This is a genomic window from Bacillus thuringiensis, from assembly GCF_001182785.1.
Lineage (GTDB): Bacteria > Bacillota > Bacilli > Bacillales > Bacillaceae_G > Bacillus_A > Bacillus_A thuringiensis_S.
Genome location: NZ_CP012099.1, coordinates 1,752,986 through 1,774,647 on the forward strand (window position 1 = coordinate 1,752,986; position 21,662 = coordinate 1,774,647).

Below are 21,662 nucleotides of genomic sequence, written 5' to 3' on the forward strand. Positions count from 1 at the left end.
ATATGAAAAATATAATATTTGGGCTTGCTTGTTATGTTGTTTTTCTATTATGTGAGCGGTCGAATACAAATCCTGTTGAAGCAATTATATTATTATCTGTTTTATTATTTATACCAATGTCGTTTTGTATTATTGATAAAAGAAAAAGAGATGGATCGTATTTATTATTTTATAAATTCGTATCGTTTTTATATCCAATCGCAGCAATTTGTGCAATGCTAGCTTTCGTCACAAATCACTATGTATTTGCGCTAGTTTGGTTTGTATATACAGGAATTGTTGCGTTATTTGGTGTAAGTAGATTGCTAGAAAGAGGATGGAAGCCGTTAGAAGAGACCGCCATAGATAGTGCGTTTATTTATTTGTTTTTAGGTGGTTTTTGGTTTTTTGCTTCAGTAGCAAAACTTTCAATTATGCATTTTAGCTCTGACATTGTTTTACTCACAGCTGCACATTTTCATTATTCGGCGTTTCTATTGCCATTATCAGCTGGTTTAATAGGGAGAAAAAGAGAAAAGAGAAGTAAAGTATATGATGCTATTATGTTTATCATCATGATTTCACCTATGACAGTTGCAATAGGAATTACATACTCGAGAATATTTGAATTTTTTGCAGTGTTTCTATATTTATGTGCGATTTATGGATATGGATTTTACGTTTGGAGAGCAAAATTTAATACTATCAGTGCAAAGATTCTTCTAATCATTTCGTCTAGTACGCTCATGGTTACAATTATGTTCTCACTCATATACTCATATGGGAATTTGAAGCATGTAATGACGATTACAATTACCCAAATGGTTTGGATTCACGGTGTTGTCAATGGAATTGGAGTAGCGTTACCAGCATTTGTTGGCTGGATGATCGAAAAGAGTGTTCCGAATTATAAATACTACGGAAAACCAATGAGTAAGTTAAGAGGAAATGTGGCAATTGGTGAAGCGTTTTTATATGGCAGAAATTTAGTAGACAGTAAGGAATACAATGGTTTAGTTGATAAAATGAATGATTTTCATAGTGAGGCATTTGAAGCAACGAAGATTCCTTTAACCATTATTCATTTTTATGAAAATACAACAGAGTATGAGTTGCAATCGAATATTAAATGGGCTCATTGGTTCCGCCCATTTGCATTTTGTTATGAGAAAATGAGCAAGCGTGTAGGACAAATACATTTAGGAATGGGCGACAAGTGGGAACCGATGCATGGCTCTATCATTGGTGTAATGGATGAGGAAGATGGAAGAGAGAATGTAAGAGCTTGGCTAAGGAAAAATGAAGCAGGTGAATCTATTTTTGTAGCTCTTTATTCAAAGCATACAAATAAGGATGAGACATATATGAATATCGCCTTGCCTTTACCTTATTCGAATATGACTGGTATTTTGAGGCTATGTAATGATAATCATGATTTAATCATTACTAGTAAGTTAAGAGAAAATGGCCAGGGAGATGAGGGGATTTATTTACATACTCGGTTCTTAACAATCCGTTTACCGTTAGCAGAGACTTTCATCATTACAGAGGGTAAGGATGAAATGTTAACAGCTCATCATAGCATGTGGCTATTTGGACTTGAATTTTTACATATTCATTATAAGATTGAAAGAATTGCACAGAGGTAAGAAAGGCTTGGATAGGTTTCCAAGCTTTTTTATGTATGGGTAATTGTCATAGAAACTTGTTTATTTAGCTCATCATCCCAAACGCGTTGAATTTCAAAAGTGCCTTTTTCAAAAAATAATGGGAATCTTTCTTTAAACCAAGTTTGCATAGGTAGCTTTAGTGCTGTATCGATTGGTATCCATAAGAAAGAATAAGCCCTAAAGAAATTAGGACTTATTCTTCATTAAATACAAATGTTTGTTTCATTTTTTTACCTTCATTTAACGGATGGCCGTTATAAGAGAAATTCTTTTCTTCCCAAGTGATCACAACTTTAAAATTATGACTATTAAAGTCTAATGGGAATACCATGTAGTCAAAGCTTGTATGACTTTTAGAAATATTTTCATTAGGTGTAGTAGGTTTAAAGGTAGCCTTAGAGGTAGGATTGTTATCAAGTATTTCCACGGATACGTTTGATACATCATGACCGATGTTTTTTACGAGTAAACTATACGTATCAAATACACCTTGTTTCGGCTGGATTGCTTGCTTGTTTGAGTTATGAGATTTATCAATTTCGACATACCATTGTTTAGACTTTGACGCAATCGGTAGTGACTGAAATGTGTAAGCACTAGCTTGCATTGGTAGTGCTAAACATATAAGCGTAAAGAGAGTTAATATTTTTCGTTTCATTTTTTGAGAGCTCCCATTCTTTAATGGATTTACTTGTTATTATCTTCTTTTTACGAGCGAATATACCATATAATGTAAAACGGGTATTGTGAGTAGTGAATTAATATCTTATTCACTACTCTTATAGCTGGCATAATTACGTATGTAGTAAGAAAGAATAAATTTATTTTTTCTATACTTAGATTGCCGCCCTTTTTAAAAGGGCTATTTTTACGTTTTAATAAAAAGAATATACTAAGAGTTCCGTATAAATTATTTATTTTAATGTAGTTAAATGTGCTTATATATGTGAAATTAGAGAAGGAAGCTGTGTAGAGATGTTTCTACACAGCTTTTTAGGATATGAAAGAATTTCCAAAAATATGTTAAAATAACATTGTCATACAACAAGGGGGATTTGTTTTATGGAAAATGGACATCTTGCTAAAGTAGACTTAACGAAAAAAATTGAATCAAAATCTAAGTACAATAAGAAACTCGAAAAATATCAAAGGCGCTTATTAGCATTACAACAAATTTTGAAAGAAGAAAAAATTGCGGTTATGCTTGTTATGGAAGGATGGGATGCGGCTGGTAAAGGTGGGGCAATTAAGCGGGTGACGGAACATCTTGACCCACGTGGGTTCCAAGTAAATCCAATTGGAGCGCCTGCACCTCATGAAAAACGTTACCATTATTTGCAACGTTTCTGGCGCAAAATTCCACAGTACGGGCAAATTACTATTTTTGATCGCTCATGGTACGGTCGTGTGTTAGTTGAGCGTGTTGAAGGTTTTGCTACAAAGGAAGAGTGGATGAGAGCATATGATGAGATTAATGATTTTGAAAAACTACTAACAGATGACCATTACATAATAGGGAAGTTCTTCTATCATATAAGTAAAGAGAAACAGTTAAAGAGATTTAAAGATAGAGAGAAAAATCCTTTGAAAAGATGGAAAATTACAGACGAAGATTGGCGTAATCGTGAAAAATGGGATGAGTATGTTGAAGCGATGGAAGACATGTTTGAAAGAACAAGTAAGCCAAATGCGAAGTGGCATATTATTGAAAGTAACGATAAATTGTATGCCCGTGTGAAAACGTTAAAAATCATTATTTCATTCATAGAAGATTATTTCTTAGAACATGGTATAGAATTGCCTTCTTATTATTATGAAATGAAAGAGGATATTGAAGTTTTGCAAGATGTAGGTGTTAAAGAGTAAATAAGAAAATGGCCCTGTGAATTGGTGAAACCAAATTATGGGGCTTTTTTATTTAGAAACATTTTACAATTAACAGAATAAGGTGTATAATCAATAATCATATTAACATTGTTAATATGATTATTGATTATATAATATGTGGGGGTTTTACTTTGAAGGGAAGAGATGTTGTTTTAGGTTTATTAATGGAAAAGGAATTGTCTGGTTACGATATTAAAATTGTGTTTGAAGACGTATTTACTCATTTTTTTGATGGAAGTTTTGGAATGATTTATCCAACGTTACGACAATTGGAGAATGAGGGGAAAATAAAAAAAGAGGTTGTCATGCAAGAGGGAAAACCGAATAAGAAAATGTACTTTATTACAGATGAGGGGCGTGAAGAATTTTATCAATACATGCAGACACCTGTAGAGAAGGATGTTTTACGTTCGGATTTTTTAATGAGAATGTATTTTGGTAACTATAGTGATGATGTAACAATAAAAAAATGGATTAAAGATGAAATTGAAAGAAAAGAAGCGTACATTGCAGATCTTCGATTGAAATATGAAAAGTGGAGAGTAGGTATTACTTTCGTCGAAGAAATTTCACTAGACGTAGGTATTGCATCGTATAGTGCACAAGTGGAGACTTTGAAGAAAAAATTAGAAGAGTTAGAGGCGAAAGAAAACAATAAAACAGAAGAATGAAAAACGCGTTCACAATAAATAAAGGGGTATATAAAGATGGAGCAATCAAAGGGTATTAAGATTGTCTTTTTAATGTGTCTAGGTATCTTTCTTTGTATGATTGATACGACAATTATGAATATAGCTTTACCGGCAATACAATCGAGTGTAAATACTTCATTAGAAAAGATGTCTTGGGTATTAAATGTTTATACAATGACGATTGCAGTACTTGCCATTCCGTTAGGGCGGATAGCTGATATCTTTGGAAAAGCAAAGATGTATATTCTTGGTCTGGTGATTTTTGGTGGTGGATCGGTACTTTGCGCTTTTGCTAATACAGGCGATTTTCTTATTTTTTCTCGTTTTATACAAAGTATTGGGGCAGCGATTTTATTTCCAACAAGTATGGTAATTGGTGTATCAGCTATGCCATTAGCTAAAAGGCATGTTGCGCTTGCGATTTTAGGAGTAACACAAGGATTGTCAGCTGCTATGGGACCAGTAATAGGTGGAATTATTACGCAAAATTTAGGATGGAGATGGGTGTTCTTCGTTAATGTTCCGGTTTGTATAATAGGAATCGTGTTATGTTGCATCATGCTACAAATAAAAAATGAAGAACGTATTATCTCAAAAATAGATTGGATAGGACTACTATTAAGTAGCACAGCAATTTTTTCATTTACTCTCATATTAGTAAAAGGTAATACATGGGGATGGCAAAGTAATATTGCTTTGTCTTGTTATACAATTAGTACTATTTCTCTTATTCTATTTGTTTTAGTAGAACGAAAGATTCATAACCCAATGGTGAATTTAAAGTTATTTCAAGATCGAATGTTTGTCGGAGCGTCGATCGTTGTTATATTAAGTAATTTATTTTTAATTGGAGTTACTGTATTGCTTCCGACGTTCTTGACGAAACTACAAGGTCGAACGGAAATTGAAGCGGCTTTTTTAGTGACACCTATTTCAGCAATGATATTTTTTGTCTCACCAGTTGCAGCAACTTTAATTAAAAAACTCGGAAAAGTAACTATTATTTTGTCAGGATTTCTTATTATGGGGCTAGCCTACTATTGGTTGCAAATGATCGATGTTCATTCAACAAATATAGAAATTATTATTCCATGTATGATATTAGGTGTTGGATATGGTTTAGTAGTGGGGCCAATTACAGTTTTAAGTGCGTCTTCATTTGAAGGAGAATTACTAACTGCTTCTCAAAGTGTTGTATCAATGTTACGACAAGTTGGAATTGTATTGGCGGTCGCAATATTTGTCTCTAACTTAACTCACAATTTAACTGTAAATAAAGAAAAGGTATATCGTTATGCAGAAGAAAAGGTGCGGAATATTCATGTGAATAGTGCTGAGCAAGCTGAAATTTTACAAATGACTAAAGAGAAAATAGAGAATCAAAGTTTAGAGTCTAATATAAATAAGAAACAAAATGCAATGGCAATGGGATTAAGTAAAGAGAAAAAGGAAGAATTGATTCGCGACAAGACGGCTGAAATATTAAGAGAAGTTCCAGTAGAATATAGAGATGTAAAAAGAGAAGAAGTTATGAGGCAAGTGACAAAAGAAGTTGAAAAACAAGAGGAAAGTATAAAGAAAGAGGTACTCACATTTTCGAATGATGTGAATCATTATGCCAAGAATCAGATGGCTATGAGTTTTACAGATTTATATAAAGCAAGTGTGCCAATTATTTTAATTTGTGCTTTCGTAAGCTTGTTGTTTTGGGAAGGGAAAGCTTTGAGTAAAAAGAGAAGGGGACGGATAGTAGAAGAAGCGTAAAGGAAAACAGGCTGCTATTAGCCTGTTTTCCTTACGTTAGTATGAAAAATCTGGATTTAATTCTTTAAATTTATGACTATAATGCCTTTTATTATTAAAACCAACAAAATCAATTCCGACGCAAGATTCTAAATTTCCGTCTACAATCGTAGAATCCACGAAGCTTAAATGTTTTAATTTTTGTAGTTCTTTAATGAATTGTAGATTTCGTATGTTACCACAACTTGATAAGATGAGAGTTTCTAATTCCGTTAAATAGCGCAAATATTCGTGGTTTTTAAGTTTACTGCAATGGTCGAATTCGATGTATTTTAAAGTTGAAGCATTGTTTTCAATTTCATCAATATGCTCTAAATTTCTTAAATAATTGAGTTCTAAATGCTTTAATTTAGGTAATGACCTACATCCTTTTAATGAATTAATGTTCCCTTGTGTAATGCTTAGTTTTTCAATTTTTTGTAAAGACATTAATTCTTCAAGGTTCTTTTGTTTCGGTTTGTATTTCCAAATGTATAGTTCTTTTAGGTTAGGACAAGATTCGAAGCCTTTAATGTTTTTATTACACTGTATGTGAAGTTCCTCTAAATTTGTAAAGCTTTCTAGCTCTGTTAAGTTTAGTGGAACTTGTGGTTCTTCTAGTGATAAAGATTTTAAGTTTTTTAATTTATATAGGGCTGAATAATCAGTAATATATATACTACTAATGTGTAAGCTTTCAATTTGCGGGCAGTGTTCAAGAAAATTAATATGGTGCAAACTATACCTAAGATCATTAATGTAAACATCAGTAAAGTTGTTTGTATTAATGAAGTATACGTATTCATCCAGTCTGTTTTCATGGATTTGTACTGTGCCATCCATAACTAAAAAGTTTTGTGGTTTCTTTTTGATAGATATTTGTAAAGGATTCATGTATTGAAATATTTCTGTCTTGTTTTCTAAAATAGTTTCAACACTTCTTTTGACAGTTGGAACATTGTCTCTTTGTTTGTAAGCTATTAAGGTTGACTTTATTTCTGACGGATCTGCTAATAAAATTTTTGGATCCATTTCATGTAGTACATCTTCATTTGCAGGTATACAGCTAACCATTGCATCAAGTGCTATTAAACTTAAGGGGTGTCCTTTTGTTAGCCAAGATTTAATTCGTCTCCAAGTTAGTTGTGATACTGCAGCTAATTGCGCCCAATCGTTATGAAATGATACTGCATGTTCCTCTATCCAATCTAATGTTTCTGAGGATTGAAAAGAATGCAGACAAATGAAGGAAGTGGTCGGAAGCTCACTTTTTAATACTGTTTTTAGCCTTTGTATTACTAAAGAAAAGGCTTCTTCAAATGGTAAACAATAAGCTGCAGCGTGAGAAAGAGGTGCAAGTAAATCTTCATCAAATGCCTTCCATAGTTTTCTTATCCAATCTGAGGCGACTTCTCCTAGTACACATATAACAATCTCAAGTAATCTAGTTTTAATTACACCATTCATTGTGTTTGAAAAGCGTTTTATAACAGCATCTAATACTTCGTTTTGATCGTACCAATTAAGAGCTTCAATTTCTGCTTCTTGAAGAAACCATCTAGTCATGGTGTAATCAAGTAATTCCTCTAAACTAGAGCGAACTTCTTCTAAAGTGGGCACGGGTGTAAGTTTGTGCTCATTCATCTCTAATTTTGGTTGCTTCGCTTTGCCATCTTCTTCATAAAAACTATCATGCAAATAATATTTATAAGGTGAGTGAATCATTACAAGGTGGTACCATTCTTTAGGATGTAAAGATAACGAAATAAGACGCTCATGACATTGATTACATAATTTATAAGGTTGATTTGCTTCATCGGATTCTTCTATTTTATATACTGGATCATGTTTGCAAGCTTCACATAATTCTACTGTTTTTTTCATTGTTTTCTCCTTGCATATTGTGAATAGTAGTATTTTTAATATAGCATGGGATAAGTCGAGTATGATTAGAAAGTTTTTTAGAATGAAAGGGATGAATGGAAAATGCCATTGAATATGTAACGTTATACATAGTACATTAACAAGAGGGATTAATTTTAAAAGGAGGATGGGGAATTGCTAGATAAGGCAGGGGCTTTAATAGATGATCATGTGTACACAGAAGAAGAGCAACAAAAACTATACAAACGAACGTTAATAATCGTCAGCATTTCACAAATGTTTGGCGGTGCAGGACTAGCTGCTGGTATTGCAGTAGGTGCACTTCTTGCGCAGCAAATGCTTGGAACAGATGCATTTGCAGGATTACCAACTGCTATGTTTACATTAGGATCGGCATTAGCAGCTTTCATAGTAGGGAAGCTTTCGCAACGATATGGACGCCGGATAGGTCTTGCAACAGGGTTTATAGTAGGTGGATTTGGAGCAATTGGTGTTGTAATGGCAGCTTTAACAAATAGCATTATTCTTTTACTTATTTCTTTACTCATATATGGTGCCGGTACAGCTACGAATTTACAAGCTCGTTATGCAGGTACAGATTTAGCAGATAAGAAGCAGAGAGCAACGGCTGTTAGTATTACGATGGTAATGACGACTTTTGGTGCAGTTGCAGGACCAAATTTAGTAGGAGTAATGGGTAGTTTTGCTCAATCAATTGGAGTTCCTAAACTTGCAGGTCCGTTCATATTATCGGCAGCAGCATTTATACTGGCGGGTCTAGTTCTTTTTGTTATGCTTCGTCCAGATCCTTTGATTATTGCTAACATAATAGAAAGATATAAACAGGAACATACATATAAAGGACAACCAATAACAGAAGAAGCGAAAGAAAATAAACGAGGTATTACAGTTGGAGCAATCGTAATGATACTTACGCAAATAGTGATGGTTGCGATTATGACGATGACGCCAGTTCATATGGGACACCACGGTCACGGTTTAAGTGCAGTAGGACTTGTGATAGGTTTTCATGTAGGTGCAATGTATCTTCCATCTCTCGTTACAGGAATGTTAATTGATAAAATTGGCCGAACTACAATGAGCATAGCTGGTGGAGTGATTTTACTTGCAGCGGGTGTCATAGCTGCGATAGCGCCAAGTGATTCTTTATTATTATTAATCGTTGCTCTGTCTTTACTTGGGCTAGGGTGGAACCTCGGATTGATAAGTGGTACAGCACAAATCGTTGATTCCACAACACCGTCTACACGTGCTAAAACACAAGGGAAAATAGATGTTTTTATTGCGTTAGCTGGAGCTTCTGGTGGAGCAATGTCAGGTATGGTAGTAGCGAATTCAAGTTATGCGGCATTGTCATTGGCTGGAGGCGTGTTAGCGTTATTACTTATTCCTGTTGTGATATGGTCTCGAAAAGGGGCAAGAAATTAAATGAAAAAGAGGTTCTAGTTACTGACTAGAACCTCTTTTTATACACTTAAATTAAATTCCACTCTACAATAAGTCCTAAATGCGTAAGTCCGCCACCAAATCCGTATAGTAAAAGTGTGTCTCCGTTATTTAACTTTCCTTCTTTTATAGCTAAATTTAAAGCGAGTGGAATGGTGACTGAAGAGGTATTCCCCAAATATTCCACGCTCGTTAATGTTTTTTGTATTGGAATTTGAGATTTTTCGCAAATAGATTCGATCATTCGTAAGTTAGCGCTGTGAGGTATGAACCAGTCTATATCATCTACTTGCATATTTGCGTTATGTAATAAATTTTTTATGCTTTTTGGCACTGTTCGTGTTGCCCATTTATATACTTCTCTTCCATTTTGAACGATTTTTTCATTTGTTTGCAGTGGTGTGCCATTCATAGTAGTAGATAAGTTTGTTCTATATAGATGAATGCCGCCATCACCATTTGTTCCCATGTGAGCAGCGATAAAGCTTTGGGTGTCTTCATCTCTTTCTAATAAAATAGCTCCAGCACCATCACCGAATAAAATACAGGTCGTTCTATCGGTGTAATCAGTAACTTTAGATAATGTCTCTGTCGCTACGACAAGTACTTTTTCATGTGATCCAGAAGTGATTAAGCTATTACCGACGTGTAGTCCATATGTAAAACCAGCACAAGTTGCATTTAAATCAAAAGCTAGTGTATGAGGTATGTTGAAGTATTGTTGTATTTGGCAAGCAACACTAGGGAAAACGTAATCAGCAGTAGTAGTAGCGACAATGATACAGTCGACATCTTCTAAGTTTTTCTTGTATGTTGTACATAAATTTTCAATTGCTTTAATGGCTAAGTTTGAGGAGTATTCTTCATCGCTAGCGATTCTTCTTTCCTTCATTCCTGTTCTTTGTACAATCCATTCATCATTCGTATGGACCATCTTTTCTAAATCGTTATTAGACAATATTTGATCTGGAACATAAGTACCAATTGCAGTAATACGAGATTTAGAATGCATAGGAACATCTCCTAACTTTTATTTTTATAACCTGATACTAATATCAGGTTATAAAAATGTCAATAAAGATTTTTGTTGTATTAAAACGATAATGATTAACTTGCTATGAAGGAATTTGGCGAGTGCTGTAAAAATAATATACGAGAAGTTTCTAAAATTGATAATGAAGGGAGTTCAGCTCCTTGAAAAGAATTTTACACATGTTTCCTATCATCATCATTTGTAGCTTTATTCTTATTATTTTTCCTGAGAAATCTTATGCTTGTGATTGTATTAAAGTATCAACAGAAGATGCATTTCAAAAAAACGATGTAGTGTTTGAGGGGAAAGTAATTGAGGTTGGAAGGAAAGAAGAGGTCGGAACTGAAGTGTTATTTGAGGTGAAGAAAATTTGGAAAGGGACAACTTCTTCGCAAATTATCGTATATACAAAGGGTGGTGATTGTATGTTTCGCTTTGTAGAAGGAGGAGAGTACTTAGTATTTTCTACTCAAAGAGGATCAGAAAAACAATTACATACACATAGTTGTAGTGGATCGAAGAGATTGGATGAGGCAGGGGCGGACAAATCGGTTTTAAGTCAAATTGCAAAAGAGTCTGTTCCGACGAAGAAAGTGGATTTAAAGGGTGAGATGGTGAGCGGTTTGAGTTTGTGGCAAGTGGCTATTATTTCCATGGGGCTTTTATGGATAATTGCTTTTGTTATTTTTATTGTGAGAAAAACTCGCAAAAAATGACGATTAAAGTAAAAATATAACGATTTTCTTTAGTGTGATATAGGTTGTTAAACCTTGTGAAAGCGAATTACTTATGCTACACTTTATGTAACTTAAAATGAACGGAGGGGCTTCCTTTGATCTTAATCAGATTACGTCTCAATACTTTGTGCCAATAATTGAATAGCGCTCAAAGGCTCTGTCTGTGTACAGAGTGAACGGGATTGGTCTGCCTATTTTAAAGGAACCCTTTATTAAGCTTATATGTGAAAAAGAGGGAGGGACGAATACGCCCTCTTTTTGTTTTGCCTTTATAAATAGAATGGGATTGTATAAGTGAACACTTATTGTGGATACGTATACAATCTTGGGACTTTTTGACTATAAAATAGGATGAAAGCATAGCTTTCTTCTATTTCTTCGGTGAACCCTTATCCGTTTACGAAAACACAGGCAGCGCGACCTGTGTTTTTTATTTTACGTAATCGAAATGGAGGAATAAATATATGGAAGAAGTATTACAAAGAGCAGTTTTAGTTGGAGTAAATGTAGGTAATGAAGATGATTTTGCATATTCGATGGAAGAATTAACAAATCTTGCGGAAGCTTGTGATGTAGAGGTAATTGGGCAAGTAACGCAAAATTTACAACGAGTAAATCCATCGCATTATATCGGAAAAGGAAAGATTGAAGAAGTAGCAGCGTATGTACAAGAAATAGATGCGAATATGGTCATCTTTAATGATGAATTATCTCCTTCACAAATTCGAAATTTAGAAGAGGATTTAGATTGTAAGGTAATTGATCGTACCATTTTAATTTTAGATATTTTTGCGCAACGTGCGAAAACGAAAGAAGCACAGCTACAAGTAGAAGTAGCACACCTTCAGTATATGATGCCTCGTTTAATCGGCCTTCGTGAATCGTTAGGGAGACAGAGTGGCGGCGTTGGTACGAAAAATAAAGGTGTCGGTGAGAAGAAGTTAGAGTTAGACCGTCGTAAAATTGAAGAACAAATTTCAGTTTTGAATAAAGATTTAGAAGCGCTCGTTGCCCAGCGTCAAACGCAGCGAAAGCAGCGTAAGAAAAATGAAATACCTGTTGTAGCATTAGTAGGTTATACGAATGCAGGAAAGTCAACGACGATGAATGCAATGCTTGAAATTTATAATGGTACAGAAGAAAAGCAAGTATTTGAAAAAGATATGTTATTCGCGACGTTAGAAACATCTGTACGAAATATTGATTTACCAGATAATAAATCATTCTTATTAACAGATACAGTTGGATTTGTAAGTAAATTACCACATCATCTTGTGAAAGCGTTCCGTTCAACGTTAGAAGAAGTAGCGGAAGCGGATTTACTTATTCACGTCGTAGATTACGCAAATCCAAATTATGAACAATTAATTGATATTACAAATGAAACGTTAAAGAAAATTGGAGTAGAAAATATTCCAACGATCTATGCTTATAACAAATCAGATATGGTGGATGTTGAAATTCCGAAAGTACAAGAAGATCGCGTGTATTTATCTGCGAAGAAACATGTTGGCATTGAAGAGCTGGTAGAAATGATTCGCTCCCATATTTATAAAGAATATACGAAGTGTGAAATGTTAATTCCATATGATCAAGGACAGGTAGTTTCGTATTTCAATAATCATGCACACGTTTTATCTACGAGTTACGAAAACGAAGGTACGAAATTAGAGGTAGAATGTAAGACGAGCGATTACGAGAAGTATAAGCGTTTTGCAATTTAATGTAAGAGGCAACCCAGTATGTGATTGGGTTGTCTTTTTTTGTAATGTTTTATCGCTGAAAGTTACAAGGATGCAAGCCAATGACGGGAGTTAAGTTATATTTCTGGAAAAAGAAATGAAAGCAGTATAGAATAGAAATGTTTCAAAACTCAGAATTTATTACACCTACTGTAATAAATATATATTTTGTACAGAAAGGGGAGATTCATATATGCAGGCAGTTTCACAAAAAAACACTGTAGAAACACCGACAATATATCGAATTTTATTTGCGATTAGCTTTGGACATTTTTTAAATGATTCGATGCAAGCAGTTGTGCCGGCGTTGTTTCCTATTTTGGAAAAAACAATGAATTTATCCTATATGCAAGTAGGATGGATTGCGTTTGCGTTAAATATGACGTCATCGATTATGCAACCGGTGTTTGGAATGTATTCAGATAAGAAGCCGTCACCATTTTTATTACCACTCGGGATGTTTTCAAGTATGCTTGGAATGATTGGACTCGCGTTTGCACCAAACTTTATTATTGTTATTATTTCTGTTTTATTTATTGGTTTAGGTTCCGCAGTCTTTCATCCAGAAGGCGCTCGTGTTGCGTATATGGCGGCAGGTGCAAAACGAGGTTTAGCGCAAGCGATTTATCAAGTTGGGGGAAACACGGGGAATTCTTTAGCTCCAATTTTTACAGCGCTAATTTTCGTTCCGCTCGGTCAAATTGGTTCATTAGGTTTTACAGCATTTGCAGCAGTAGGAATTGTATTATTAATTTTCGTATCGAATTGGTACAAAAATGAATTAGCAACCGGCGCTATAAGAAGGAAAAAGAGAGCTGCGCTTGAGGCGGAAAATGCAATTGTAAGTACACACATTAAATTCGTTATTATACTTCTTGTTTTTCTTACTTTTGTACGTTCTTGGTACGGTGCTGGTATCGGTAATTTCTATCAATTTTACTTAATAGAGCATTACGGTTTATCTATAAAAAATGCACAGTATTTCGTATTCGCATTTATGATTGCTGGTGTGTTAGGAGCTTTCTTCGGAGGACCGTTAGCAGATCGATTCGGTAAGAAAAAGATAATTGTATTTTCAATGCTTGGCTCAGCTCCACTTGCACTTTTATTACCTCACGTTTCGCTCGTGTGGGTTGTACCGTTATTTTTATGTATTGGTTTTATTAGTTCAAGTAGTTTTAGTGTAATTGTTGTATATGCACAAGAGCTTGTACCTGGAAAAGTGGGAATGGTGTCAGGATTAATCGTAGGTCTTGCATTTGGACTTGGAGCATTAGGTGCAGTAGTTCTTGGGAAATTAGCAGATATATATAGCCTGCAATTTATTATGCTATTATGTAGTTGTCTACCATTAATTGGACTCACTTCATGGTTACTGCCAAGTGATAAGAAAACGATAGAATAGGGGATGCGCTATGAAATTGTGTGAAAACGTTACGGAATTAATAGGAGATACACCTGTCGTCCGATTATCTAAATTTATTCCGGAAGACGCAGCAGATGTGTATGTGAAACTAGAAATGTTTAATCCATCGCGCAGTGTGAAAGACCGTGCTGCTTATAATTTACTTCACGTTGCAGAAGAAAATGGTCTCATCAAACCAGGAGATACAATTATTGAACCGACAAGCGGGAATACAGGGATTGGTTTAGCGATGAATGCAGCAGCTAAAGGGTATAAAGCGATTTTAATTATGCCAGATAATATGTCAAAAGAGCGTATTAATTTATTGAAAGCATACGGAGCAGAAGTAGTTTTAACACCAGCAGAACAAAGAATGCCAGGAGCAATTGCGAAGGCGTTAGAACTGCAAAAACAAATACCGAATAGTTTTATCCCGCAACAATTTGAAAATCCAGCTAATCCGAATATTCACCGTTATACGACTGCGCTTGAAATTTACGAACAAATGGATGGAGAGCTGGACGCTTTTGTTGCAACGGCAGGAACAGGCGGAACGATTACAGGGACTGGTGAAACGTTAAAAGAGAAATTACCAAACTTATATATTGCAGTAGTGGAACCGAAAGGATCACCCGTTTTATCAGGTGGTGTGCCAGGTCCTCATAAACTAGTAGGAACAAGCCCAGGGTTTATCCCGAAAAACTTAAATATAGAAGTGTATAACGAAATTATTCAAATTGCAGACGAAGAGGCTTTAACGACAATGAGAAACTTAGCTAGACAAGAGGGATTATTAGTTGGGCCATCTTCTGGAGCATCTGTTTACGCTGCAATCATGATAGCGAAACGTCTAGGCGTTGGTAAAAAAGTTTTATGTATTGCGCCTGATACAGGTGAACGTTATTTGAGCATGGGGTTATTTGAATAAAAAGGATAGAAACACCTTAATAGTGAATAGCTACTATTAAGGTGTTTGTTTTATGGAATGAAGAGGGGAGAAGAACAATGAAACTATTAAAACCAACCCATGAATATAGTGAGCATATTACAGCGTATAGACACGCATTTTTACACTCAGGGGAACAACCACATGGAAGTAGTTCTTTACAAAACTTTGATTCTCTTGATGAATGGTTTGAAAAAGTGAGTAAACAAGAACTAGGAGAAAATTTACTAGCTAATCGAGTGCCATCTAGTCAGTTTTTAAGTTTTGAAAAAGGGGAACTTATAGGTTTTGTGAATATTAGACATAGATTAAATCCAGAATTATTACGGGAAAGCGGTCATATTGGATATAGTGTCCATCCAAATAAACGTCGCCACGGTTACGCTACGAAACAACTACAACTTGCATTAGCTGAAGCGCAAAAATTAGGATTACAGAAAGTGTTAATAACTTGTGATGAATCCAATATCGGTTCTGCTAAAACGATTCAAAAGGTTGGCGGTGTGTTAGAAAATGAAGTAGTTTCTTCTCGTACTGGTGAAGTTATTCAGCGCTTTTGGATAGAAATATGATGTAGTAGGAATTTGAAAAGGTAATGCAAGCTATAATATCGAAATAGATAAATGCAGTATAGGGGATTACTGCAATTTTAGGGGGAAATGAAATGGGATTAAAAGAGAAAGCAATAGAGATGTCAGGGATTTATAGGCAAAATCCGAAAGTAGAAGCTATTATTTTAGCAGGTTCAGTAGCTAGAAAGCTAGAAGATGAACATTCAGATATAGAATTACATATTTTATGGTCAACACCGCCAGAAGATGAGGACCGTAGGGCTCCTATTCATCATATTGATGGGACAATATTATCGTATCATCCGTATGAGGAAGAAGAATGGTCGGAAACGTATTTAACGAAAGAGGGAATCAAATTAGAGATTAGTAACTTTTTAACAGAGACAGTAGAGAAAGTGATTTCGGATGTGGTGAATCAATATGATATAAGTTATGAAAAACAATGTATTGTATCATCCGTTCATGATGGTGTTAGTTTGTATGGAGAAGGGAAAGTGAATGAATTAAAAGATAGAGTAGCGGCATATCCAGATGAACTAGCAAAACGAATGATTTCAGAAAATCTATGGTTAAGTAATCGTTGGCACAATCGAAAGGCGCTTTTAAAACGGAAAGATTGGCTTATGCTTTATGACGTTATTTGCGAAGTACAAAGGAACGTATTCGGTGTTTTATTTGGTTTGAATAAAATGTACGTACACCATCCGGCGTTTAAATGGATGCCTAATAATGTGGAACGAATGACTATTAAACCTGAAAAATTATATGAACGTATGGCGGATACATTAATAGGGAATCCAGAAAATAGTGTGCAGGAGTTAGAGTTGCTAATAGAAGAAGTGTTGCAACAAGTTCATACATACGCGCCAGGAGTAAATGTGGATGAGCAAGAAAAATCTATTTTTTATTTTGTGAAATAGAAAATAGTAATAAGGGGGAAGTTATGGGTTTTTTTAATAGGTTTTTTAAAAAAGTTGAAAAAGTAAATGAGCAAGAAGCCACTCTTCATGAATTAAGTGAAGAATTGTATGTTGAATCACCGGTAGAGGAAGCGACTAGTTACTGGGTATCAATGGCACAAAATATAATTGTTAATGCTGTAAAGGCGGCTGACAATGATGTGGAACGTGCCTTCGTATTATTGAATTTGAAGAAAGGTGGGGCTTCATTTGATATTTTTTATCAAATAAATGGACAATTGTATTTCTGGGATCAGCTAGAAAATGAGACGATAAGAATTAGAATTCAGAACGAGTTGTTACCGCAAGCCCTAGAAGTTTCAAAGGCAGTAAATGAGCAATTTCGTGAAGCTGATCACCCTATAATTTCGTTCGCACAATTGCAGTTTGAATGGGAAACGAAAGCCTGGTTCTCACATATAATTTGGGAAGATAGCCTTGCTGCTCAATTGTCCAAAACTCAAATTCTAAATGAATGGTTTTGTGTAATTAAAGAAGAAACGAAAAATAGGCCACTGGATAGTGATGCAAAATTTTCTTGGTATCCATCAAACTCTTAAAAAACTAATACAGATAGAGGCAGGTTATGTTTCTAGGTCAGTTGTATTATTGAATAAGTATCAATAATACGTAATTCTTTTTCTATTGCCTGTTAGAATTCGTTATGTACTAATCCACTTGTTTTCTAAACTAAAACTCACATTTCGAATTTTTAAATAGATTGTAATACATAAAAATTCAAAATATAAGTTGACACTATTTTTAATGTGTGATAAAAATGATAGTAATCAATTCGGAAAATAATATTTGGGCAATGAAAGGGTATAGTAGTGAATATCTCCCTATTTCAGAGAGCTGATGGTTGGTGTGAATCAGTATATAGATTATTCATGAAGTTCGTCCTGGAGCATCTTTCATAAATCTCACATTATGAGGAAATGAAAGACGGTAGTTTATACCGTTATCAAATAAAGTGGTGAAGATCTTTTCACAACTAGGGTGGTACCGCGATATTTATCGTCCCTACGTATTTACGTAGGGACGTTTTTTATTTAGGTCCTAACTTTGGTGTGGCTTCATAACTAGGGTGGTACCGCGATATTTTATCGTCCCTACGTTTTTGCGTAGGGGCGTTTTTATTTAGGTTGCTTCTTAGTGTTCTTCACAACTAGGGTGGTACCGCGATATTTTTGTCGTCCCTACGTATTTACGTAGGGACGTTTTTTTATTAGGGAGGAAGTGAACGTATTAGAAAAGAGTATTGATAGAACAATATAAATACCGAATTGTAACAAAGAAAAAGAGACAGAGAGGAGATTAACAAATGAATTCACAGCAATGGACATCGAAATTAGGTTTCGTATTAGCTGCAGCAGGTTCAGCAATTGGTCTAGGGGCGATTTGGAAGTTCCCGTATATGGCTGGAATTGGAGGGGGCGGCGCATTCTTTCTTATTTTCATCGGTTTCACATTACTAATTGGTTTACCGCTATTATTAGCTGAATTTGTTATTGGAAGAAGTACACAAAAAGAGGCTGTGGATGCGTATAGAGAGATTGCTCCTAAAACGTTATGGCCTTGGTTAGGTAAATTAGGAATTGTAACATGTTTCATATTACTTTCTTTCTACAGTGTTGTAGGAGGCTGGATTATATTATATTTATGGAATGCAATTACAGGTAGACTATGGGAAGGAAATGGAGCATACGAAGCTACGTTTGGTGAAATCATTTCCAATCCATATTTAGCAGTTGGATCACAGCTATTATTCATCCTTATTACTATTTTTATCGTAAGTAAAGGTGTACAAAATGGTGTTGAAAAAGTAAATAAATATTTCATGCCAGCGCTATTCGTTTTATTCTTTGTATTAATCGTTCGTGCACTTACGTTAGATGGTGCTGGAGAAGGCGTTCGTTTCTTCTTACAACCTGATTTCTCACATGTAACATCAGAAGTTATTTTATATGCAATGGGTCAATCGTTCTTCTCGTTATCAGTCGGTGTAGCTGTAATGGTAACGTATAGTTCATACTTACCGAAAGAAGAAAGTTTACCACGTTCGGCATTTTCTATCGTAGCTTTAACTCTTGTTATTACATTACTTGCAGGACTTGCAATTTTCCCAGTTGTGTTCGCATTTGGAATGGAACCATCTCAAGGGCCGGGACTATTATTTATCGTATTGCCAGCTATTTTCAGTAAAATGGCGTTCGGAAAATTATTCTTCATCGTTTTCTTATTACTATTCTTCTTCGCTACGATTACATCAGCAATTTCGATGTTAGAAATTAGTGTTGCATCTTTAACTGCAAAAGGTAAAGGGAAACGTGAAAAAATGGCCTTAATCGTAGGGTTATTAATCTTCGTTGTTGGGGTACCATCAGCATTATCATTCGGTATATTAAGTGATCTGAAGATTTTTGGAAAGACAGTCTTTGATTTAGCGGACTATGCAGTTAGTAACGTACTAATGCCACTTGGTGTATTATTAGTTTCTATCTTTGTTCCTTTAAAAATGAAGAAAGATGTATTAATGAAAGAGCTTGGTGTAAGTAAAAATAAGGGTTATAAACTGTTCGTATTATGGTTATTCTTACTTCGCTTTATCGCACCAATTGCGATTATTATCGTATTCTTAAATGTACTTGGCATTATTTAAAAAGAAAGGTAGCGTATCGTTATATGATACGCTACCTTTTTATTTCCCCCTTTTTTGTAATTCGTTTACTGTTACGAACTGATAGCCCTTCTTAGATAAAGAGTCTAAAATACCTTCAATTGTTTGTAAATTTTTATTAGACTCATCATACATAGAGTGCAGTAAAATGATAGAACCTGGTTTTACATTTTTATTAACGTATTCAATTTTATCAGCCGCAGATTTATAAAAAGTATCGGGCTCAAGATCCCATATAATTGTTTCGATATTATTTTTATTTAAATAATAGGGTAGTCCAATTAATTTTTTTCCGTTAGGGGGCCTAAAATCAATTTCGTTTGTAAATCCTGTTTGGCGGATTAATGAATTCGTTTTTTCTATTTCATCTTTAATAAAAGAAGGTGTTTTGAAAACCATTCTATTATGAGAATATGTATGGTTTCCAAGTTGGTGCCCAGATTGCGCGATAGCTTCTCCTAACGATAGATTTTTCTCTAATTCATTTCCAATTAAAAAGAAAGTAGCTTTAGCGTTGTATGTATCTAGTAGCGGTAATATTTGTTTTACATTGTTAGTAGGGCCATCATCAAAAGTTAAAGCGATCACTTTTTCATTTGTTTCTACGCGTTGTGTTAAATCTCCAAATAATTGAAAGCTTCTTGCGTTCATCAATTTGTATGTTCCGAATAATGCGGTGATAATAAAGAATAGTATAACGATTGTAATGATAATTTTTTTCTTCATAATGTAACCTCACAATGATTTTTGATTCAATTAAAAAGTATTATATCAAACTAAGTAATTTCGTGCTTTAAGAAGAGTGTGGATGCAAGGGGAAGGAATTTATCATATAATAAAATGCAAAAGGTATATTAGGAGGTGTTTATATGGCGATTATAATTCAATTGCCAGACACTGCAACGTCTCATGCAAAGCCAAGTATGGAAATGGCGATACTTTGCGTGAGGTAGACAAGTAATATACAATCGCCTATATGAGCTCGTATCATTTTTTATATTTGGCTTTGCACCTTATTGAAATGAACCATAAAAAATAAGGGGCGAGCAGAAATGAAATACGTAAAAGCTAATGCTGTTTTACCAGAGAGTTTAATTACTGAAATTCAAAAGTATATACAAGGTGAAACAATTTACATTCCGAAACAAGAAACGAAACATTATAAATGGGGTACACGATCTGGCGGAAGAAAACAACTAGATGAAAGAAATAAAGCGATTAAAGAAGCGTTTAAAAGTGGGATTGCTATTCATCAACTTGCAGAAGAATATTTTCTTTCTGGGGAAACGATTAAAAAGATTGTGTATTCTAAATAAGAGGAAAAGAGTCTGATTCATATATTACTTTGAATCAGACTCTTTTTGTTTTATATGTATTGGATATATGAAGTGTGAACGGGCATGATAATAGAAAAAATGTGCCGTTTTTTTATTAAATGGTATACAGAGCACTTGAAGAGTAGAAAGGTGAACATATATGAATCATATTGGACAAATAACGATAGAGCTTTTAATTGGTTTTTTTGTTCTATTAATTGCTACAAAAATATTAGGGAAAACACAAATATCTCAGCTAACGCCCTTTGATTTTATTTCTGCAATCGTCCTAGGTGAGCTCGTTGGAAATTCAATATATGATCCTAAAATTAAAGTATGGTCTATTTTATATTCAGTATTTGTTTGGGTCATTTTAATTTATACTATTGAAGTGATAACACAAAAAGTAAGAGGAACAAGAAGGTTTTTTGAAGGATATCCTTCAATTATTATTCGTAATGGAAAGATTGATCGTGAACAATTAAGCGTAAATCATTTGGATATAAATCAATTACAACAAATGCTTAGGCAACAAAAAGATATATTTTCAATCCGAGAAGTTGAATATATGATATTGGAACCTAACGGAAACATAAGCGTTTTGAAAAAAAGTAAATACGAATCTCCTACTGTAAATGATTTAAGTTTAAAACATAAGCCTGTATACTTACCAATTTCATTAATTAGTGATGGAAAAGTAGTTAAGGATAATTTGAGGGAAGCCGGATTTGATGAAGGGTGGCTTTATAAACAAATAAAGCAAAAAGGAATTACTAAATTTGAAGACGTATTATATGCGGAATGGAAAACAGATGATGGCTTCTTTTGTCAGGAAATGCAGCGGTAGAGAATAAGTGATATATGTAATGTTTGTTTCTAAGTTATCTTTTACATATCAAAAAACGTAATCA

General features: G+C 34.5%; 19 protein-coding genes, 1 pseudogene and 1 other annotated feature. Of the genes and pseudogenes, 15 read left to right on the forward strand and 5 right to left on the reverse strand.

Annotated elements, in window-relative coordinates:
* The first annotated feature begins 2 nt into the window (after positions 1 to 2).
* Complete coding sequence (locus tag AC241_RS09250) at positions 3 to 1,628, forward strand: YndJ family protein (protein WP_029441963.1); 1,626 nt, start codon at positions 3 to 5, stop codon at positions 1,626 to 1,628.
* A gap of 29 nt (positions 1,629 to 1,657) precedes the next feature.
* Here AC241_RS09250 and AC241_RS09255 read toward each other — a convergent pair.
* Positions 1,658 to 1,813: pseudogene (locus AC241_RS09255) on the reverse strand (DNA mismatch repair protein MutT); the annotation flags it as partial.
* A 29-nt stretch (positions 1,814 to 1,842) separates the two neighbouring features.
* Positions 1,843 to 2,307, reverse strand: coding sequence for a hypothetical protein (locus tag AC241_RS09260; protein ID WP_050843228.1), 465 nt, complete (start codon positions 2,305 to 2,307; stop codon positions 1,843 to 1,845).
* Positions 2,308 to 2,711: 404 nt separating this feature from the next.
* Here AC241_RS09260 and AC241_RS09265 point away from each other — a divergent pair, with 404 nt between their 5' ends.
* From AC241_RS09265 to AC241_RS09275, 3 genes are all read left to right on the forward strand, one after another.
* Positions 2,712 to 3,515, forward strand: a complete 804-nt coding sequence (locus AC241_RS09265; protein WP_029441964.1) for a polyphosphate kinase 2 family protein — start codon at positions 2,712 to 2,714, stop codon at positions 3,513 to 3,515.
* Between the two features lie 152 nt (positions 3,516 to 3,667).
* The gene (locus AC241_RS09270; protein ID WP_000678333.1) at positions 3,668 to 4,207 is read left to right on the forward strand and encodes a PadR family transcriptional regulator; all 540 of its coding nucleotides are present in this window, start codon (positions 3,668 to 3,670) and stop codon (positions 4,205 to 4,207) included.
* A 36-nt stretch (positions 4,208 to 4,243) separates the two neighbouring features.
* Complete coding sequence (locus tag AC241_RS09275) at positions 4,244 to 5,992, forward strand: MDR family MFS transporter (protein ID WP_016082096.1); 1,749 nt, start codon at positions 4,244 to 4,246, stop codon at positions 5,990 to 5,992.
* Positions 5,993 to 6,028: 36 nt separating this feature from the next.
* On the opposite strand, the gene AC241_RS09280 is transcribed toward AC241_RS09275, so the two are convergent.
* On the reverse strand, positions 6,029 to 7,894 hold the full coding sequence (locus AC241_RS09280) for a leucine-rich repeat domain-containing protein (protein WP_043936863.1): 1,866 nt from the start codon (positions 7,892 to 7,894) through the stop codon (positions 6,029 to 6,031).
* A gap of 174 nt (positions 7,895 to 8,068) precedes the next feature.
* Here AC241_RS09280 and AC241_RS09285 point away from each other — a divergent pair, with 174 nt between their 5' ends.
* Positions 8,069 to 9,343 (forward strand): MFS transporter, encoded by a 1,275-nt coding sequence (locus AC241_RS09285; protein ID WP_050843230.1) that lies wholly within the window; start codon positions 8,069 to 8,071, stop codon positions 9,341 to 9,343.
* A 46-nt stretch (positions 9,344 to 9,389) separates the two neighbouring features.
* On the opposite strand, the gene AC241_RS09290 is transcribed toward AC241_RS09285, so the two are convergent.
* Complete coding sequence (locus AC241_RS09290) at positions 9,390 to 10,373, reverse strand: ketoacyl-ACP synthase III (RefSeq protein ID WP_016082094.1); 984 nt, start codon at positions 10,371 to 10,373, stop codon at positions 9,390 to 9,392.
* Between the two features lie 200 nt (positions 10,374 to 10,573).
* Between AC241_RS09290 and AC241_RS09295 the strand changes: the two genes are divergently transcribed.
* From AC241_RS09295 to AC241_RS09330, 8 genes are all read left to right on the forward strand, one after another.
* The gene (locus AC241_RS09295) at positions 10,574 to 11,110 is read left to right on the forward strand and encodes a cobalamin biosynthesis protein CbiN (RefSeq protein ID WP_103574571.1); all 537 of its coding nucleotides are present in this window, start codon (positions 10,574 to 10,576) and stop codon (positions 11,108 to 11,110) included.
* A 485-nt stretch (positions 11,111 to 11,595) separates the two neighbouring features.
* Entirely contained in the window at positions 11,596 to 12,855 is a 1,260-nt protein-coding gene (gene hflX / locus AC241_RS09300; protein ID WP_000393282.1) for a GTPase HflX, read from the forward strand.
* A gap of 211 nt (positions 12,856 to 13,066) precedes the next feature.
* Positions 13,067 to 14,278, forward strand: a complete 1,212-nt coding sequence (locus AC241_RS09305; protein ID WP_050843233.1) for an MFS transporter — start codon at positions 13,067 to 13,069, stop codon at positions 14,276 to 14,278.
* A 10-nt stretch (positions 14,279 to 14,288) separates the two neighbouring features.
* A complete protein-coding gene (gene cysK, locus AC241_RS09310; protein ID WP_048565301.1) occupies positions 14,289 to 15,206 on the forward strand; it encodes a cysteine synthase A in 918 nt (305 codons plus the stop codon).
* A gap of 77 nt (positions 15,207 to 15,283) precedes the next feature.
* Entirely contained in the window at positions 15,284 to 15,796 is a 513-nt protein-coding gene (locus tag AC241_RS09315) for a GNAT family N-acetyltransferase (protein ID WP_050843235.1), read from the forward strand.
* Positions 15,797 to 15,888: 92 nt separating this feature from the next.
* Positions 15,889 to 16,716 carry a DUF4037 domain-containing protein gene (locus AC241_RS09320; protein WP_016082090.1) on the forward strand — a complete coding sequence of 276 codons (828 nt, stop codon included), beginning with the start codon at positions 15,889 to 15,891 and terminating at the stop codon, positions 16,714 to 16,716.
* Positions 16,717 to 16,739: 23 nt separating this feature from the next.
* Positions 16,740 to 17,315 carry a hypothetical protein gene (locus AC241_RS09325; protein ID WP_050843237.1) on the forward strand — a complete coding sequence of 192 codons (576 nt, stop codon included), beginning with the start codon at positions 16,740 to 16,742 and terminating at the stop codon, positions 17,313 to 17,315.
* 245 nt (positions 17,316 to 17,560) lie between these two features.
* Positions 17,561 to 17,783: a binding site (T-box leader), on the forward strand.
* 296 nt (positions 17,784 to 18,079) lie between these two features.
* On the forward strand, positions 18,080 to 19,417 hold the full coding sequence (locus tag AC241_RS09330) for a sodium-dependent transporter (protein ID WP_029441970.1): 1,338 nt from the start codon (positions 18,080 to 18,082) through the stop codon (positions 19,415 to 19,417).
* Positions 19,418 to 19,456: 39 nt separating this feature from the next.
* Here AC241_RS09330 and AC241_RS09335 read toward each other — a convergent pair whose 3' ends face one another.
* Positions 19,457 to 20,161, reverse strand: a complete 705-nt coding sequence (locus tag AC241_RS09335) for a polysaccharide deacetylase family protein (protein ID WP_029441971.1) — start codon at positions 20,159 to 20,161, stop codon at positions 19,457 to 19,459.
* 326 nt (positions 20,162 to 20,487) lie between these two features.
* Here AC241_RS09335 and AC241_RS09340 point away from each other — a divergent pair, with 326 nt between their 5' ends.
* Positions 20,488 to 20,751, forward strand: a complete 264-nt coding sequence (locus AC241_RS09340) for a CD3324 family protein (protein WP_000878325.1) — start codon at positions 20,488 to 20,490, stop codon at positions 20,749 to 20,751.
* 160 nt (positions 20,752 to 20,911) lie between these two features.
* Positions 20,912 to 21,598: a DUF421 domain-containing protein gene (locus tag AC241_RS09345; RefSeq protein WP_001015535.1), complete on the forward strand. Its 687-nt coding sequence runs from the start codon at positions 20,912 to 20,914 to the stop codon at positions 21,596 to 21,598.
* Positions 21,599 to 21,662: the final 64 nt, after the last annotated feature.

What these genes read in the sequence shown, in the direction of transcription:
- AC241_RS09250 (WP_029441963.1), top strand. Translation starts at nt 3, where the DNA reads ATGAAAAATATAATATTTGGGCTTGCTTGTTATGTTGTTTTTCTATTA.
- AC241_RS09260 (WP_050843228.1), bottom strand. Translation starts at nt 2,307, where the DNA reads ATGAAACGAAAAATATTAACTCTCTTTACGCTTATATGTTTAGCACTA.
- AC241_RS09265 (WP_029441964.1), top strand. Translation starts at nt 2,712, where the DNA reads ATGGAAAATGGACATCTTGCTAAAGTAGACTTAACGAAAAAAATTGAA.
- AC241_RS09275 (WP_016082096.1), top strand. Translation starts at nt 4,244, where the DNA reads ATGGAGCAATCAAAGGGTATTAAGATTGTCTTTTTAATGTGTCTAGGT.
- AC241_RS09280 (WP_043936863.1), bottom strand. Translation starts at nt 7,894, where the DNA reads ATGAAAAAAACAGTAGAATTATGTGAAGCTTGCAAACATGATCCAGTA.
- AC241_RS09290 (WP_016082094.1), bottom strand. Translation starts at nt 10,373, where the DNA reads ATGCATTCTAAATCTCGTATTACTGCAATTGGTACTTATGTTCCAGAT.
- AC241_RS09295 (WP_103574571.1), top strand. Translation starts at nt 10,574, where the DNA reads ATGTTTCCTATCATCATCATTTGTAGCTTTATTCTTATTATTTTTCCT.
- hflX (WP_000393282.1), top strand. Translation starts at nt 11,596, where the DNA reads ATGGAAGAAGTATTACAAAGAGCAGTTTTAGTTGGAGTAAATGTAGGT.
- AC241_RS09305 (WP_050843233.1), top strand. Translation starts at nt 13,067, where the DNA reads ATGCAGGCAGTTTCACAAAAAAACACTGTAGAAACACCGACAATATAT.
- cysK (WP_048565301.1), top strand. Translation starts at nt 14,289, where the DNA reads ATGAAATTGTGTGAAAACGTTACGGAATTAATAGGAGATACACCTGTC.
- AC241_RS09315 (WP_050843235.1), top strand. Translation starts at nt 15,284, where the DNA reads ATGAAACTATTAAAACCAACCCATGAATATAGTGAGCATATTACAGCG.
- AC241_RS09320 (WP_016082090.1), top strand. Translation starts at nt 15,889, where the DNA reads ATGGGATTAAAAGAGAAAGCAATAGAGATGTCAGGGATTTATAGGCAA.
- AC241_RS09325 (WP_050843237.1), top strand. Translation starts at nt 16,740, where the DNA reads ATGGGTTTTTTTAATAGGTTTTTTAAAAAAGTTGAAAAAGTAAATGAG.
- AC241_RS09330 (WP_029441970.1), top strand. Translation starts at nt 18,080, where the DNA reads ATGAATTCACAGCAATGGACATCGAAATTAGGTTTCGTATTAGCTGCA.
- AC241_RS09335 (WP_029441971.1), bottom strand. Translation starts at nt 20,161, where the DNA reads ATGAAGAAAAAAATTATCATTACAATCGTTATACTATTCTTTATTATC.
- AC241_RS09340 (WP_000878325.1), top strand. Translation starts at nt 20,488, where the DNA reads ATGAAATACGTAAAAGCTAATGCTGTTTTACCAGAGAGTTTAATTACT.
- AC241_RS09345 (WP_001015535.1), top strand. Translation starts at nt 20,912, where the DNA reads ATGAATCATATTGGACAAATAACGATAGAGCTTTTAATTGGTTTTTTT.